We start from the raw sequence: 15,736 nt of genomic DNA, 5'->3' as shown, positions 1-15,736 counted from the left end.
CCAAAGGAGTTTCTGACCATGTGGTATTTTTCCTGGATCCTCGGCCTCGGACTGGCCGCATCCGTCGGCATCCTCAACGCGCTCTGGTACGAGCTGCGCACCGTCCGTGAAGAACCCGTCAAGGACACCGTCGCCTTGCCCACACCCTGAGCGAGCGTAGCGGAGGAGCGATCATGACGGGCGAAAGGTCGGAGCCGCTGCGCAGCCCGGCGGATATGAGGCGGGCGCATGTGCAGAAACTTGCGCTCTGCCACATACTCGAAGGCATCGCCGACGATTTGCCGTCGCGCGTCGACCGGCTCCAGTGTCTCGCCGTGGCGGCCGACCTCTTGCCGCTATTGCGTGAATGCCACCGCTTTGAGGAAGAGGTCGTCTTCCCGGTCTTTGCGCGGCAAACCGGCGAGGAAGATACCGTCGAGCGGCTGAAGCTCGAGCATCTCGAAGACGAAAGCGCCGCGGCCGATCTCAGCGAGGCACTGCTGGTCCACGGCCACGGGCGGCCGATCGAGAATCCCGAGGCGTTCGGCTATATGTTGCGCGCCTTTTTCGAATCGATGCGCCGCCATATCGCCTTCGAACGCGACCATGTGCTGCCCGAGGTGCTCGGCGATCCGTAAAGGGATGCTCTGGGTCAGTCTCCGGCCCGCGCGGCCAAGCGTGACATGTCGTCGATGATGACGTGGCGGTTGTTCTCGACGCGGATAATCTTCTCGCCGCGCAGCCGGGTGATCTGCCGGCTCACCGTCTCGACGGTGAGCCCGAGGAAATCCGCGATCTCCGCCCGCGACAGCGGCAGGTCGAAAGCCGCGCCACGGCCTTCCAGGCTGACCGCGGGATCGATGTTGCGCGCGATCATCAAGAGAAAGCTCGCGATCTTCTCGGCGGCCGTCTTGCGGCCGAGCGCCACCATCCAGTCGCGCGCCTGATCGAGCTCGCGCAATTTCTGCTCGAGCAGGCGATGCTCGAGGTTAGGCTGTTCCTTCATCATGCGCTCCAGCGTCTGGCGCGGGAAGGAGCACAGTTCGACATCGGTCGCGGCCTCGGCGGTGAGCGTGCTTTCGCTCTGGAAGGGCCTGCCGAGGAAATCGGGAGCAAATTGCAGGCCGACGATCTGCTGGCGGCCGTCGGAAAGCGTCTTGGTCAGCTTCACGACACCTGAAAGCACGTTCGAGAAACGCTCGACGCTCCTGGAATCGCCCACCAGTTCCTTGCCGGCCTCGGCCTTGTGCCGCTTCGTCGATTTGGCGAGCGCAGCGAGCTGCTCGGAATTGAGCGCTCCGCATATGCCGCGGTGCCGCGCCTCGCATGAAGCGCAGAGCACTGGGACGCCCGTCGTGTGAATATCCTCGCGCACGATGGAACACCTATAATATTCCCGGCCGGCAGCGGCAACGCAGGGTTGGGCGCGATAGCGTCGCAGTTCACACCCTGAGGGCGGCTGGAATCTCCCTCCAGTCGACTACCGCATTGCACAAATCCGGCCCACCTGCACAATAGGCGCATGTCCGCCGGTTCGTTGACCATCCTTGTTATCGACGAGAACCGCATCCGCGCCTCGATCATCGAGGCCGGATTGCGGGACGCCGGCCATCGCCATGTTACTTTGGTCCATGACGTGGCTGGCATTGCCCGGCGCATTGCCGAGATCGAGCCGGACGTCATCGTCATCGACCTCGAAAACCCCAACCGCGACATGCTGGAGAACATGTTCCAGCTCTCGCGCGCGGTGAAGCGGCCGATCGCCATGTTCGTCGACCGCTCCGACCGGGCCTCGATCGAGGCTGCCGTCGATGCCGGCGTGTCCGCCTATGTGGTCGACGGGCTGAAGAAGGAACGCATCAAGCCGATCCTCGACATGGCGATCAGCCGCTTCAACGCCTTCTCGCGCATGGCGCGCGAACTGGAGGAGGCGCGCAGCGAGCTCGAGAACCGCAAGGTCATCGACCGGGCCAAGGGCATTTTGATGAAGTCGCGCGGCTTGAGCGAGGAGGCGGCCTACGCGCTCTTGCGCAAGACCGCCATGAACCAGAACCGCAAGATCGCCGATATCGCCCAGAGCCTGGTGACCGCGGCGGGATTGCTGGATCCACTGGAGGGCGAATGAGCATGGCGCACGAGATTACCGCCGGCTTCATGCCGCTGTTCGACAGCGCCGTCCTGGTCGTCGCCGCCGAGATGGGCTTTGCCGCTCGCGAGGGCATCGAGCTCAAGCTGCAACGCGAGACCTCCTGGGCCAACATCCGCGACCGCATCGCCATCGGCCACTTCGATATCGCGCATATGCTGGGGCCGATGCCGCTCGCCTGCAGCCTAGGACTCACGCCTCTTGCCTCCGAGACCATCGTGCCGTTCTCGCTCGGGCTCGGCGGCAATTGCGTCACCGTTTCCAACGCCGTGTGGGAAGGCATGGCGGCACGCGGCGCTGTGCCTGACCTCGATCCCGCGCGCGCCGGGGCGGCGCTCGGCGCGCTGATCCGCGAACGGGCGGGCGCCGACCGCGAGCCGCTGCGCTTTGCCGTCGTGCATCCGCATTCAGGGCACAATTACGAATTGCGCTACTGGCTCGCCGCCTGCGGCATCGATCCCGACCGCGACATCGAGATCGTCATCGTACCGCCACCCTTCATGGCCGATGCTTTGGTCGCCGGCCGCATCGACGGCTATTGCGTCGGCGAGCCCTGGAACAGCGCTGCGGTCGCGTCGGGCACCGGCCACATCGTCACCGTCAAGGCGCTGCTGTGGCGCAACAGCCCGGAAAAGGTGATCGGCGCGCGCAGAGCCTGGGCTGAGGAAAACCCTGAGGCGCTGGCGGCGCTGCTGAGAGCGCTGCATCATTCCGCCCGCTGGTGCCAGGATCCGGCGAACCGCGGCGAACTGGCCGCGCTGATGGCAAGGCCCGCCTTTCTCGGGCAGCCGGAGACGATCCAGATGCCTGTCCTGACCGGGCAGCTTCAGCTTGGCGGCGGCGCGGAACGGCGCGTCGAGGATTTCTTCCTGCCCTTCGACAAGGCGGCGAATTTTCCCTGGAAGAGCCACGCGCTCTGGTTCTACACGCAGATGGTGCGCTGGGGGCAGTTGCCGCACACGCCGCAAAACCTCGCCATTGCCCGCGACTGCTACCGGCCCGACCTCTACCGCTCGGCGCTGAAGCCGCTCGGCGTCGCGCTGCCCGGCGCCAATGCCAAAGTCGAGGGCGCGCTGAAGGTCGCGACGCCGGTCGGTTCCGCTGGGGCAAGTCTCGTGCTTGGTCCTGACGGATTCTTCGACGGCCAGATCTTCGATCCGGACCGGATCGACGCCTATATCGCCGGCCAGAAACGCGCCTGATCATTTGCGCGTCAATCTTGTGCGTTGCACAAAATTTATGCGGCATGTCTAAGCCATTGATCAATGTTTGACCCGGCGCGGTCGAAGTCAAAACTTCTACCGCATTGATTTTCCTTGAAATTCAGCTTCCGCGTAAAACTGGCACGTTTCGTGCTTTGAAATCATCAGGCCCCTCGCGGGCAATGAAACAGGCGTCCAATGGCGGGCGCCACAGGCAAAGCTGCCGCTCAGGTCACCACGCGATCCCGGATGTACGGACGCGAGAGGGCCTGGACGGCAGCTTTTTTCGTTTTGGACCGGAGACGACGATGACGAAACGGATCGGACCTTCGCTCAAGGATTTCACCCGCCGCGATTTCCTGGCGAGCAGCGCGCTGACGGCGGTGCTGTTCATCGCCGCGCTGCTGTTGTTTCCCGCCAGCCACGAGGCCGAAGGCGAGGGTTCGCAAGTGACCGCGCAAGCCCCGTCGCGCTGACCGATGCCGCGATTTTTGATCAACACAACACGCGGTGCCTCCCACACCGCAAACCGGAGCCGACCATGACCGCAAACCTCCCAGCCGCGCCCAGCCAGGACAGTGCTTCCCGGCAGGCGCTCGTCATGTCCACCATCGCCTTCACCGTCTGCTTCGCGGTGTGGACGATCTTTTCCATCATCGGCGTTCGCATCAAGCAGGAACTCGGCCTGAACGAGACCGAGTTCGGCTTGCTGGTTGGCACGCCGATCCTCACCGGTTCGCTCGTGCGCATGGTGCTCGGCGTGTGGACCGACCGCTATGGCGGCCGCCTGGTCTACACCGCCACCATGCTCGCCGCGGCGGTCGCGACCTTCCTGCTCGCATTCGCGCACACCTATGGGCAAATGCTGCTGGCCGCGCTCGGCGTCGGGCTCGCCGGCGGCTCCTTCGCCGTCGGCGTCGCCTATGTGTCGCGCTTCTTCCCGGCAGGAAAACAAGGAACCGCGCTCGGTATCTTCGGCGTAGGCAATGTCGGTGCCGCGGTCACCAAGTTCCTGGCACCGCTCGTTTTGCTCGCCTGGGGCTGGCAGTCGGTTGCGCTGGTCTGGGCCGCCGCGCTCGTCGTCATGGCGATCATCTTCTGGTTCACCACCGGCGACGACCCGGTCATCCGCGAGCGTCGCGCCGGCAAGGCGATGCCGGCGAGAAGCTTCTGGCAGGAATTCGCACCCCTGAAGAACCTGCAGGTCTGGCGCTTCGCCTTCTACTATTTCTTCTGCTTCGGCGCGTTCGTGGCGCTGTCGCTGTGGTTGCCGCGCTACCTGATCGGCGTCTACGGCTTCGGCATCGCCACCGCCGGCATGATCGGCGCCGCCTATTCGATCCCGGCCAGCATCTTCCGCGCCTATGGCGGCGTGTTGTCCGACCGCATCGGCGCCCGCACCGTGCTCTATTGGACCTTCAGCGTTTGTGCCGTCGCGACGCTCGTTCTGTCTCTCCCCTCGGCAGACTATGTCGTGCGCGGCATAAGCGGGCCGATCCCCTTCCATTTCGAGATCGGCCCGCTCGCCTTCATCGCGGTGGCCTCAGTGCTCGGCTTCTTCATGAGCCTCGGCAAGGCCGCGGTCTACAAGCACATCCCCGTCTACTATCCGCAGAGCGTCGGCGCGGTCGGCGGCGTCGTCGGCATGATCGGCGGCCTTGGCGGCTTCATCCTGCCGATCGCCTTCGGCGTGCTGAACGACCTCACCGGCGTCTGGTCGAGCTGCTTCATGCTGCTTTTCCTGATCGTCGGCTCGTGCCTCGTCTGGATGCACTTCACCATCCGCCGGATGGAGCGCGCCGCCGTCGACAACGCGTCCCTTTCCTACGCCGCCGAATAGATCGGAGCAGACCGGACATGACCGAAAAACTCGTCATTATCGGCAACGGCATGGCGCCGGGCAGGATGCTCGAGCACCTGCTGGAGGCCGCGCCCGACCGCTACGCCGTCACCATCTTCAACGCCGAGCCGCGCGTGAACTACGACCGCATCATGCTGTCGCCGGTGCTGTCGGGCGAGAAGGCGTTCGAGGAGATCGTCATCCATGGCGACGGCTGGTACATCAAGCACGGCATCACCCTCTACAAGGGCCACCGGATCGTCGCCATCGACCGGGAAGCGAAGACCGTCGCGTCGGACCACGGCGTGACCGAAAGCTACGACCGTCTGGTCATCGCCACCGGTTCGGTCCCCTTCATCATCCCCGTGCCGGGCAAGGAATTGCCCGGCGTGCTCAGCTATCGCGATCTCGACGACGTCAACGCCATGCTGCTTGCCGCGCAGTCGCGCGCCAAGGCGATCGTCATCGGCGGCGGCCTGCTCGGACTCGAAGCCGCTGCCGGCTTGAAGGAACGCGGCATGGACGTCACCGTGCTGCACGTCATGCCGACGCTGATGGAGCGCCAGCTCGACCCGGCCGCCGGTTACCTGCTGCAGAAGGCGGTCGAGGCGCGCGGCATCAAGGTCATGACCAAGGCCAACACCAAGGCCATCGTCGGCGACAGCAAGGTCGAGGGTGTCGAGCTCATGGACGGCACGATCATCCCGGCGACGCTGGTGGTGATGGCCGTCGGCATCCGCCCGAGCACCGCGCTCGCCAAGGACGCCGGGCTGGAGGTCAATCGCGGCATCGTCGTCGACGACCGCATGCGCACCTCCGATCCCGCCATCATGGCGCTCGGCGAATGCGCGGAGGTCGGCGGTCATGTCTACGGGCTGGTCGCGCCTCTCTACGAGATGGCCCGCGTGGCGGCGGCAGGGCTGGCGGCCAGCGAAGACAGGCGCTTCGTCCATTCCGACACGCCGACCAAGCTCAAGGTCACCGGCATCGACCTCTATTCGCTGGGCGACTTCGCCGATGGCGAGGATCGCGAGGAGATCATCCTGCGCGATGCATCCGCCGGTATCTACAAGCGCCTCGTGCTGCAGGACAACCGCATCATCGGCACGGTGCTCTTCGGCGAGACGGGCGACGGCGCCTGGTTCAACGACCTTAAGAAGAAGGCGACCGACATATCGGAGATGCGCGACACGCTGATCTTCGGACAGGCGTTCCAGGGAGGCGCTTCCTCGGACCCTTTGGCGGCCGTTGCGGCACTGGCGGATGATGCGGAAATCTGCGGCTGCAACGGCGTCTGCAAGGGCAAGATCACCGGCGCGATCACAGCCAAGGGGCTGACCGGGCTCGACGACGTGCGCGCCCACACCAAGGCCTCGGCCTCGTGCGGCTCGTGCACGGGCCTCGTCGAGCAGCTCCTGAAGCTCACGTTGGGCGAAGCCTACAATCCGGCGGCGGTGCAGCCGATGTGCGGTTGCACGGGCCTCGGCCATGACGACGTGCGGCGCCTGATCAAGGCGAAGGGGCTGAAGACGATCCCCGCCGTCATGCAGGAGCTCGAATGGAAGACCTCCTGCGGCTGCGCCAAATGCCGGCCGGCGCTGAACTACTATCTGGTCTGCGACTGGCCGGACCAGTATGCCGACGACTATCAGTCGCGCTTCATCAACGAGCGCGTGCACGCCAACATCCAGAAGGACGGCACCTATTCGGTGGTGCCGCGCATGTGGGGCGGCGTGACCAGCGCCAGCGAATTGCGCGCCATCGCCGACGTGGTCGACAAGTTCGAGATCCCGATGGTCAAGGTGACCGGCGGCCAGCGCATCGACATGCTTGGCATCCGCAAGGAGGACCTACCGGCGGTGTGGGCCGATCTCGGCAAGGCCGGCTTCGTCTCCGGCCATGCCTATGCCAAGGGCCTGCGCACGGTGAAGACCTGCGTCGGCACCGACTGGTGCCGTTTCGGCACGCAGGATTCGACCGGCCTCGGCATCCGCATCGAGAAATTCATGTGGGGTTCCTGGACGCCGGCCAAGGTGAAGATGGCGGTGTCGGGATGTCCGCGCAATTGCGCCGAAGCGACCTGCAAGGATGTCGGCGTGGTCTGCGTCGACTCAGGCTACGAGATCCATTTCGCCGGTGCCGCGGGGCTCGATATCAAAGGCACGGAAGTGCTCGGCCTGGTGAAGGGCGAGGATGAGGCGCTGGAGGTGATCGTGGCGCTCGTCCAGATGTATCGCGAGCAGGCCCGCTATCTGGAGCGCATCTACAAATGGGCCAAGCGGATCGGCACCGCCGAGATCAAGAAGCAGATCCTGGACGACGCCGACAAGCGCCAGGCCTATTTCGAGCGCTTCGTCTTCAGCCAGAAATTCGCCCAGGTCGATCCCTGGTCCGAACGCGTCTCCGGCAAGGACAAGCATGAGTTCCGGCCGATGGCGTCGGTGGGGTTTGCGGAGGCGGCGGAATGACGGAGAGGTCTGAGCGAGGCACCCCCCTCTGGCCTGCCGGCCATCTCCCCCGCAAGGGGGGAGATCGGATGTCATCCCGGCTTTCGCCAATCTCCAACGCTGCAGGATTGGGCGGAGCGCCCAAGCTGCCAATCTCCCCCCTTGCGGGGGAGATGTCCGGCAGGACAGAGGGGGGTGCCTGGGCGCATTCCTATCAGCCAAAGACGAGGAATGCCGCATGACCTGGATCGCCATAGGCACCATCGCCGACATTCCTCTGCGCGGCGCGCGGTGCGTCGTCACACCGCAAGGCAAGGTAGCCGTCTTCCGCACCGCCGACGACCAGGTCTTCGCTATCGACGACCACTGCCCGCACAAGGGCGGGCCGCTCAGCCAGGGGATCGTCCATGGCGCGGCGGTGACCTGCCCGCTGCACAATTGGGTGATCTCGCTGGAAACCGGCAAGGCGCTCGGCGCGGATGAGGGCTCGGTCAGGACGATCCCGGTCAAGGTCGAGGGCGAACGGCTCTTCATCGCGCTCGAAGCGCTGGCCTCGAAAGCGGCCTGAGGCATGGAAGAGGCACGCGAGGTGAGGACCACCTGCCCCTATTGCGGGGTGGGCTGTGGCGTGCTGGCCGAGGTCGCCGCGGACGGCACGACGAGCGTCCGCGGCGATCCCGAGCACCCGGCTAATTTCTGCCGGCTCTGTTCGAAGGGTTCGGCTCTTGGCGAGACGCTCGGACTGGAAGGCCGGTTGATGCATCCGGAAGTTCTCGGCAGGCAAGCGAGTTGGGACGAAGCGCTCGACCTCGTCGCCGAAAAGTTCTCGCGGGCGATTGCCGAGCATGGGCCGGATTCGGTGGCTTTCTACGTCTCTGGCCAATTGCTCACCGAGGATTATTACGTCGCCAACAAGCTGATGAAGGGCTTCATCGGCTCCGGCAACATCGATACCAATTCGCGGCTCTGCATGGCTTCGTCCGTCGCCGGCCACCGCCGCGCCTTCGGCGAGGACATCGTTCCCGGCATCTACGAGGATTTCGAGCACGCCGACCTCATCGTGCTGACCGGCTCCAACACCGCATGGTGCCATCCGGTGCTCTACCAGCGCATGCTCGCGGCGCGCAGCGAACGCGGTACCAGGATCGTCGCCATTGATCCCCGCCGCACCGCCACGGCGGGCGAGTGCGACCTGCATCTGGCACTCGATCCGGGCACGGATGTGCTGTTGTTCAACGGGCTGCTGGCGCATCTCGCGCAGGCCGGAAAGATCGATGCCGGCTTCGTTCGCGACCATACATCGGGCTTCGATGCCGCGGCTTCGCTCGCTGGCGCCGACGCGCCGTCGATCGCCCGCGTCGCCAAAGGGTGCGGGCTGGCAGCCGCCGATGTCCAGGCCTTCTACGATCTCTTCGTCGGGACCGGGCGGACCGTCACCGTCTACAGCCAGGGCGTCAACCAATCGGCGCACGGGACAGACAAGGTCAATGCCATCATCAACTGCCATCTCGCCACCGGCCGCATCGGCAAGCCGGGTAGGGGGCCGTTCTCGATCACCGGCCAGCCGAACGCCATGGGCGGCCGCGAGGTGGGAGGTCTCGCCAACCAGCTCGCCGCGCATATGGACTTCGCGGATCCGGCCAATATCGACCGTGTCTCGCGCTTCTGGAAGGCGCCCAACATCGCGCGGCGCGGCGGCCTGAAGGCCGTGGACATGTTCCAGGCGGTCGCCGACGGCCGCATCAAGGCACTGTGGGTGATGGGCACAAACCCGGCCGTCAGCATGCCGGATGCCTCGCGTGTGCGCGCCGCCTTGTCCAAATGCGATTTCGTCGCGGTCTCGGATGTGACGCGCACCGATACCACGCGCTATGCCGACGTGCTGCTGCCGGCCGCAGGCTGGGGCGAGAAGGACGGCACAGTCACCAATTCGGAGCGGCGCCTCTCGCGTCAGCGGCCGTTCCTGCCGCCGCCGGGTGCAGCGAAAGCCGATTGGCGCATCGTTTGCGATGTCGCCGCGCGTATGGGCTTTGGCGACGCCTTCGCCTACCAGTCGCCGGCCGAGATCTTCCGCGAGCATGCCGCGCTCTCCGCCTTCGAGAACGACGGCGAGCGCCTGTTCGATCTCGGCGGCATGGCTGACCTCAGTGATGAAGACTATGCCGCCTTTGCGCCGCGCCACTGGCCCGTGTCGGAGCGGGGCGAGCAGCAGACAAGATTGTTCGCCGATGGCCGCTTCCCTACACCTGACGGCCGCGCGCGCTTCGTGCCGGTGCGGCAGGAGGCTACGGCTTTCGCGGTCGATGGCGACTATCCGCTCGCTCTGAACACCGGTCGGCTGCGCGACCAGTGGCACACGATGACGCGCACCGGGACCGTGCCGCGTTTGATGGCCAACGCGCCGGAACCGGCGGTCGATCTCCATCCGGCCGATGCGGCTGCGCACCGTCTCAAGGACGGCGACCTCGCTCATCTTTCAACCCGCTTCGGCTTCGTCCGCGCCAGGGTGCGCGTGACCGAGGCCCAGCGGCGCGGCCAGGCTTTCCTGCCCATGCATTGGAGCGGGCAGTTCGCGGCCAAGGCCGCGGCTGGCCTCTTGTCCTCACCGGTCACCGATGCGCATTCCGGTCAGCCGGAGCTCAAGCATGTTCCGGTCAGGATCGTACGGGAACAGACCGGATGGGCCGGCGTGCTGATCACCCGCCGCGATCTCAGGCCAACGGGTTTCGTCCACTGGAGCCGGCATGCGGTCGAGGGCGGCTGGGTCTACGAGCTGACCGGGACCGAGCCGCCGGACCAGGGCATTCTTCTGGCGCGCAAGCTGCTCGGCGTCCAGCGGCGGGATCAGCTCCTGGAATACACTGACCGGCACGGGCCCGCCTATCGCGCGGCTGCCATCGACGATGGCGGTGCCATGGCGGAAGCCTTGCTGGTTGCCGCCCCGGACCAGCTGCCGGCGCGCGATTGGCTGGTGTCGCTGCTCGCCAAGCGCCAGCCGCTGTCGGCGACCGATCGCCATGCGCTTCTATCCGGCCGCTCGCCGGTGCCCATGCCTGCCATCGGACGCGTCGTGTGCGCGTGCTTCCATGTCGGCGCGAACCAGCTCGCTTCCGCGGTCGCCGCCGGATGCGACAGTCTGGAGGCGATCGGCTCGACGCTGCGTGCCGGCACCAATTGCGGTTCATGCCGCTCCGAGATCAGGGCGATCATCGATGCCGGCCAGATGCAGGCAGCGGAGTGAGCCGCGTCTGTCACATTCGCCCGGTTCTACCGGTCTTCGACGATCCGCAGATAGGCCGCGGTCACGAACAGCACGATGAAGCCGAACAGGATGCGGCGGCCGCCTTCGGGCATCTGCAAGATGGTGAGAAGCGTGGTCAGCACGGTCAGGATCAGCGCGCCGATGATGGTGCCCGTGTAGCCGCCACGGCCGCCGAAGATCGAGGTGCCGCCGATGACGGCGGCGGCCACCGAAGGCAGCACCAGCGGTTCGGCGAGCGACAGCGAGGGCGCCTTGATCAGGCCGATATAGAGCAGGCCGGTGATGCCGGCGAGCAGGCTGGAGAGGATGTAGAGCGCGGTGATCACCTGCCAGTAGCGGACGCCGGAGAGGCGCGCCGCGCGCTCATTGTCGCCGACGGCGTAGAGCAGCCGGCCGAAGCCGGTGCGGTTCAGCATGAAGACGATCAGCACGGCGACGGGCACGAACAGCAACAGGGCGTTCGGGAAGCCGTAGGTCACCCCGGTGCCCAGCCAGTTAAGGAAATCCGGGATCTTGGCGCCGGAAGCGATGACGGTGCGCTGGTAGACCTGCAGGAAGCCGGTGCCGATCAGGCTGGTGCCGAGCGTCATGATCAGCGGATGGACGCGGAAGACGCCGACGCCGATGCCGTTGACGAGGCCGATCAGCACGGCGGGCAGCATGGCCAGCAGGAAAGCCACCGTCGGATCCTGGTTGACGATCTGCGTCGCCATGATGAAGGCGCTCATCGTCGCCACAGTGCCGACGGAAAGGTCGATGCCGCCGGTGAGCATGGTCATGGTCTGGCAGCCGGCGAGGATCGCCAGCGGGATCGCGAATTTCGCCGTGTTGGCGAGCCAGCGCTCGTTGACGATGCCGGGGCGCAGCACCTGCAGGATCACCACGAGGATGATCAAAAGGATGATCAGCGGGATGAGCGGCCGGTCCGCCATGAAGCGCTTGATGCGGCGGCCGAACGAGACAGGCTGGGGCATGGTCGCGCTGTCGGTCATGGCGTTGCTCCTGCCGGGCGGCTCCGCATGGTGATGAAGGCGCCGAACATCACGACCGCGACCATGATCAAGCCTTCGATGATCGCAGTGACGTTCGGATCGATGGCCAGAAGCGTCAGGTCGGTGCGCACCAGCCGCAGCACGAAGACGGCGATGATCGGTCCGAGCAGGCCGCCCTTGCCGCCGCCAAGCGCGACGCCGCCCAGCACCACCGCGGCGACGCTGGCGAGCAGGTAGGGCCCGGGGATGGGCGCGCCGATGCCGGTGCTTACGGTGAGCGACAGGCCGCCGAGCGCCGCGAACAGGCCGGACAGCGCATAGGCGACGATCCTGGTGCGCGCCACCGGCACGCCGCTGCGGAAGGCGGCGAGCTCGTTGCTGCCGATGGCGTAGATGGAAAGGCCGAGGCGCGAGCGCCTGAGCGGAATCCACACAATGCAGAGGCAGACGACGAGCAGCACCAGCGCCTTGGGAACCCAGGCATCGGCCCAATCCGGCAGGCCGGGGATCGGCACGGTGCCGATGACGCTTGCCTTCAGCCATTCGGCAGCCGCGCCGCCGGGCGCTTCAAGCACAAGCAGGGCGACGCCCTGCAGCACGAACAGCATGGCCAAGGTGACGACGATGTCGGGCACCCGGGTGACGACGATGAGGACGCCGTTCAACGCGCCGAGCACGAACCCCATGGCCAGCACGAAAGGCACGACGAAGAGCGCATATTCCTCGCTGGCGCCATTCATCATCGAGGCGGCGGTGACGCTGGTCAGCGCCATCATGGCGGCGACCGAGAGATCGATGCCGCCGGCGATGACGACGACGGTCTGGGCCGCGACGGCAAAGGCGTAAGGCAGAACCGCCCGCGCCAGCGAACCGAAGTCGCCGCTGCCATAGCCTGGCTGGATCAGCTTGGTGACGACGAACAGAAAGATCAGCAGGGCGAAGAGGCCTGCGACCCAACCCTGGTTACGCAAGAAGCGGCTCATGGCGTGGCCTCGGCGCTCGAACCGGGTTTGACGTCGGCAAGGATGCCGACGTCCGCCTTGGCGCCGCGCGGCAGGCCGTAAGCGGCGCGCATCAGCGCAGGCTCGTCGGCTTGCTCGACCGGGAAAGTGTCGACGACGCGGCCGCCGAAGATGACGATGACCCGGTCGCAGACACGTTGCACCTCCTCCATCTCGGATGTGTAGAACAGCACCGACTTGCCCTGGCCGGCGAGCTCGCGCAGCAGCTTGTAGATCTCCTGCTTGGTGCCGACATCGATGCCGCGCGTCGGGTCGAAGCAAAGGATGGTGCGGGCGTTGGCCGCGATCCAGCGGGCAATCGTCACCTTCTGCTGGTTGCCGCCGGAAAGACGCTGCACTTCGCCCTGGGCGCGGGTATCGATCTGCAATCTGGCGATGGCGCTGGAAACCACCACCTGCTCGCGGCGCATGCGGATCGGTCCCCATTTGCGCAGCGCGGCGCTGAAGGGAAGCGCAATGTTCTCGCGCACCGAGCGCTGCATGGCCAAGGCCTCGGCGCGGTCGCCCGGCACATAGGCGATGCCGGCCTGGATTGCATCGCTCGGATGCGAGAATTTCACCGGCGCGCCGTCGACGTCGATCGTGCCGCCGGTCGGACGGATCGAGCCCGCAAGCGCTGCGAAGAGCTCGTCCTGGCCCTGGCCCTCGAGCGCAAACACGCCGACGACCTCGCCATTGGCGAGATCGAAGGAGACGTCGTTGAGCTTGGTGCCGAGCTGCAGGTTGCGGACCGACAGGCGCGGGCGGCTGCCGGCGGCAACCGCCACATCGTTTGTCGCGCGCGCGGCGACGCGTGTCTTCTCGATGCGGGTGCCGAGCATCATCTCGACTATTCTTTCCTCGACGCCCGGTTCGATGTCGACGACACCGACCGTGGAGCCGTCGCGCAAAACGGTGGCGCGGTCGCAGAGCGCCGAGATCTCGACGAAACGGTGCGAGATAAAGATGACGGAACGGCCGGCGTCGCCCTGGCGGCGCACGACTTCCAGCACCTTCTCGGCGAGGTTCGCGGGCAGCGCCGCGGTCATCTCGTCAAGCAGAAGCACGTCGGGTTCGACGGCCAAAGCACGTGCCAGGTCGAGCACGCGCAGGATGGCCAAGGGGATGTGACGCGCCGTCTCGCGGATATCGAGGTCGGGAATGCCGAGTTCGCGCACCCAGGCGCGGAACGGTTCCACCGGCGTGCCGGTCAGGCGTAGGTTGGACAGGACGTCGAGGTCAGGGATCAGCGCCGGTTCCTGGTAGACCGGCAGCAGACCGGCGCGGCGGGCGGCGGCCGGCGAGCGGACGTCGAGCTGCTGGCCGCGGATCAGGATGCGCCCGGCGTCCGCCTTGAGCGCCCCGGTCAAAATCTTCACCAGCGTCGACTTGCCGGCGCCGTTGGCGCCCATCAGCGCGTGCACTTCGCCCGGCAAAACGGATAGCGAGGCGTTGCGCAGCGCGGCAACCGCGCCGTAGTTCTTCGCTACGCCGGTGGCGTCGAGGAGAGGGCTTTGCGGCAACGGGTTCGTTGTCAAATCGTGTGGTTCTCGTTCCAGAAACTAAATGCAGGCCGCGGCTGAACTCCCCTTCTCCCCTTGTGGGAGAAGGTGTCGCCGCAGGCGACGGATGAGGGGTGCTCCAGCGGAGTGAGACGCTGGCGTTCCCTGGAACACCCCTCATCCGTCTCGGCGCTGCGCGCCGATCCACCTTCTCCCACAAGGGGAGAAGGGGAAGCGCGGCTCGTCGATCCAGGTTACTCGCCCGGGCCCTTGCAGGCGATGATCTGGTCCTTGGTGTAGGTCGTCCAGTCCGGGATCGAGATCGAGACCGGCCATTCGGGGCTGAGCGAGGGGTCGACGACGCTCTTCAGCTTGGCCTTGCCTGCGTCGGTGGCGTTCTCCCAGAGTTCGGGGTTGACCAGCACGGTCTGCTGCGCCGGCTTCTTGCCGTCGAGGATCTGCAGGGCCAGCGTCACGCCGGCACCGCCGATCGAGCCGGGATTGGTGACCGCAGCGCCGACCAGGCCCTTGACGGAGCTCAACTGGCCGACGAAGCCGGCATTGTCGGCGCCGACCACAGGCACCATCGGCGCCTGCTGCTCGACCAGCGCGTCGACGATGACGTTGTCGATGCCCGAAGTCCAGATGCCGTTGATCGGGGTGCCGGTGGCGAGGAAGGAGAGGATCTGCTGCTTGGCCTGGTCCTGCTGCCAGCCGGTGAACACTTCCTGCGCGACCTTCACGTCGGGGAACTCGGCCAGCGCCTTCTTGAAGCCTTTGTCGCGATCAGAGTCGGCCGAAGCGCCGGCGGCGCCGCGCATGTAGAACACCTCGCCTTTGCCGCCCATCTGCTGGAACAGCCACTTGGCGCCGAGATAGGCATATTGTTCCTGGTTGTTGGAGATGATGTAGGCGGACGGCTCGGTCACTGCCTGGTCGACGGCGACGACGACGATGCCGGCCTTGGTGGCTTCCTCGAGGCCCGCCTTGATGCCGGCCGGATCGGCCGGGTTGACGACGATGGCGTCGACCTTGGCGCTGATCAGGTTGCGGATGTCCTCGAGCTGGCCGGCGGCGTCGGTGTTGCGGTGGGCAATGTTGAGCTTCGCCACCTCGCCCGAAGCGAGCGCCTGCGCCTTCATCGCGCAGATCATCTCCTCGCGCCAGCCGTTGCCCTGCACGGTGTTGGAAATGCCGATCGTGTACTTGCCGGCGGCGGTCGAAACGCCCGCCGAGGCGAGCAAGGCCGCGCCGGCAAGGAGCGACGCCACGGTCAGATGTCTTTTCATTTCAGTACTCCTCCACATTGATCTTTTCCGTTCAGTTCAGTTCCAGGGCTCCGACGCGGTCGGAACCAAGCTCTCC

At 66.0% G+C, this 15,736-nt stretch carries 14 protein-coding genes; 9 read left to right on the top strand and 5 right to left on the bottom strand.

Annotated features, from left to right (window positions below; genetic code table 11):
• Positions 1–18 precede the first annotated feature (18 nt).
• Complete coding sequence (gene cydX, locus RFM52_RS27715) at positions 19–150, top strand: cytochrome bd-I oxidase subunit CydX (protein ID WP_320296837.1); 132 nt, start codon at positions 19–21, stop codon at positions 148–150.
• Between the two features lie 23 nt (positions 151–173).
• Positions 174–617, top strand: coding sequence for a hemerythrin domain-containing protein (locus tag RFM52_RS27710; protein WP_320296836.1), 444 nt, complete (start codon positions 174–176; stop codon positions 615–617).
• Positions 618–631: 14 nt separating this feature from the next.
• On the opposite strand, the gene RFM52_RS27705 is transcribed toward RFM52_RS27710, so the two are convergent.
• On the bottom strand, positions 632–1,354 hold the full coding sequence (locus RFM52_RS27705) for a Crp/Fnr family transcriptional regulator (protein ID WP_320296835.1): 723 nt from the start codon (positions 1,352–1,354) through the stop codon (positions 632–634).
• A 147-nt stretch (positions 1,355–1,501) separates the two neighbouring features.
• Here RFM52_RS27705 and RFM52_RS27700 point away from each other — a divergent pair, with 147 nt between their 5' ends.
• The 7 genes from RFM52_RS27700 (at position 1,502) to RFM52_RS27670 (ending at position 10,855) form a co-directional block, all read left to right on the top strand.
• On the top strand, positions 1,502–2,104 hold the full coding sequence (locus RFM52_RS27700; protein WP_320296834.1) for an ANTAR domain-containing response regulator: 603 nt from the start codon (positions 1,502–1,504) through the stop codon (positions 2,102–2,104).
• Entirely contained in the window at positions 2,101–3,327 is a 1,227-nt protein-coding gene (locus RFM52_RS27695) for a CmpA/NrtA family ABC transporter substrate-binding protein (RefSeq protein ID WP_320296833.1), read from the top strand. Before RFM52_RS27700 ends, RFM52_RS27695 begins: the two co-directional genes overlap by 4 nt.
• Positions 3,328–3,635: 308 nt before the next feature.
• A complete protein-coding gene (locus RFM52_RS27690; RefSeq protein ID WP_320296832.1) occupies positions 3,636–3,803 on the top strand; it encodes a twin-arginine translocation signal domain-containing protein in 168 nt (55 codons plus the stop codon).
• Between the two features lie 65 nt (positions 3,804–3,868).
• The gene (locus RFM52_RS27685; protein WP_320296831.1) at positions 3,869–5,167 is read left to right on the top strand and encodes an MFS transporter; all 1,299 of its coding nucleotides are present in this window, start codon (positions 3,869–3,871) and stop codon (positions 5,165–5,167) included.
• A gap of 17 nt (positions 5,168–5,184) precedes the next feature.
• Complete coding sequence (gene nirB, locus RFM52_RS27680; RefSeq protein WP_320296830.1) at positions 5,185–7,635, top strand: nitrite reductase large subunit NirB; 2,451 nt, start codon at positions 5,185–5,187, stop codon at positions 7,633–7,635.
• A 217-nt stretch (positions 7,636–7,852) separates the two neighbouring features.
• Positions 7,853–8,182 carry a nitrite reductase small subunit NirD gene (nirD, locus tag RFM52_RS27675; RefSeq protein ID WP_320296829.1) on the top strand — a complete coding sequence of 110 codons (330 nt, stop codon included), beginning with the start codon at positions 7,853–7,855 and terminating at the stop codon, positions 8,180–8,182.
• Positions 8,183–8,185: 3 nt separating this feature from the next.
• Complete coding sequence (locus RFM52_RS27670) at positions 8,186–10,855, top strand: nitrate reductase (protein WP_320296828.1); 2,670 nt, start codon at positions 8,186–8,188, stop codon at positions 10,853–10,855.
• A 26-nt stretch (positions 10,856–10,881) separates the two neighbouring features.
• On the opposite strand, the gene RFM52_RS27665 is transcribed toward RFM52_RS27670, so the two are convergent.
• The 4 genes from RFM52_RS27665 to RFM52_RS27650 all read right to left on the bottom strand — a co-directional run bounded on the left by RFM52_RS27665 (position 10,882) and on the right by RFM52_RS27650 (position 15,678).
• A complete protein-coding gene (locus RFM52_RS27665; protein ID WP_320296827.1) occupies positions 10,882–11,868 on the bottom strand; it encodes an ABC transporter permease in 987 nt (328 codons plus the stop codon).
• Complete coding sequence (locus RFM52_RS27660; RefSeq protein WP_320296826.1) at positions 11,865–12,851, bottom strand: ABC transporter permease; 987 nt, start codon at positions 12,849–12,851, stop codon at positions 11,865–11,867. The genes RFM52_RS27665 and RFM52_RS27660 overlap by 4 nt, the downstream gene beginning before the upstream one ends.
• On the bottom strand, positions 12,848–14,392 hold the full coding sequence (locus RFM52_RS27655; protein ID WP_320297022.1) for a sugar ABC transporter ATP-binding protein: 1,545 nt from the start codon (positions 14,390–14,392) through the stop codon (positions 12,848–12,850). The genes RFM52_RS27660 and RFM52_RS27655 overlap by 4 nt, the downstream gene beginning before the upstream one ends.
• A 233-nt stretch (positions 14,393–14,625) precedes the next feature.
• A complete protein-coding gene (locus RFM52_RS27650) occupies positions 14,626–15,678 on the bottom strand; it encodes an ABC transporter substrate-binding protein (protein ID WP_430699274.1) in 1,053 nt (350 codons plus the stop codon).
• Positions 15,679–15,736: the final 58 nt, after the last annotated feature.

It is taken from the genome of Mesorhizobium humile, assembly GCF_033977215.1.
Lineage (GTDB): Bacteria > Pseudomonadota > Alphaproteobacteria > Rhizobiales > Rhizobiaceae > Mesorhizobium > Mesorhizobium humile.
Note: the sequence above shows the minus strand (reverse complement) of the source record. Positions and strands in the feature narration are given on the sequence as shown.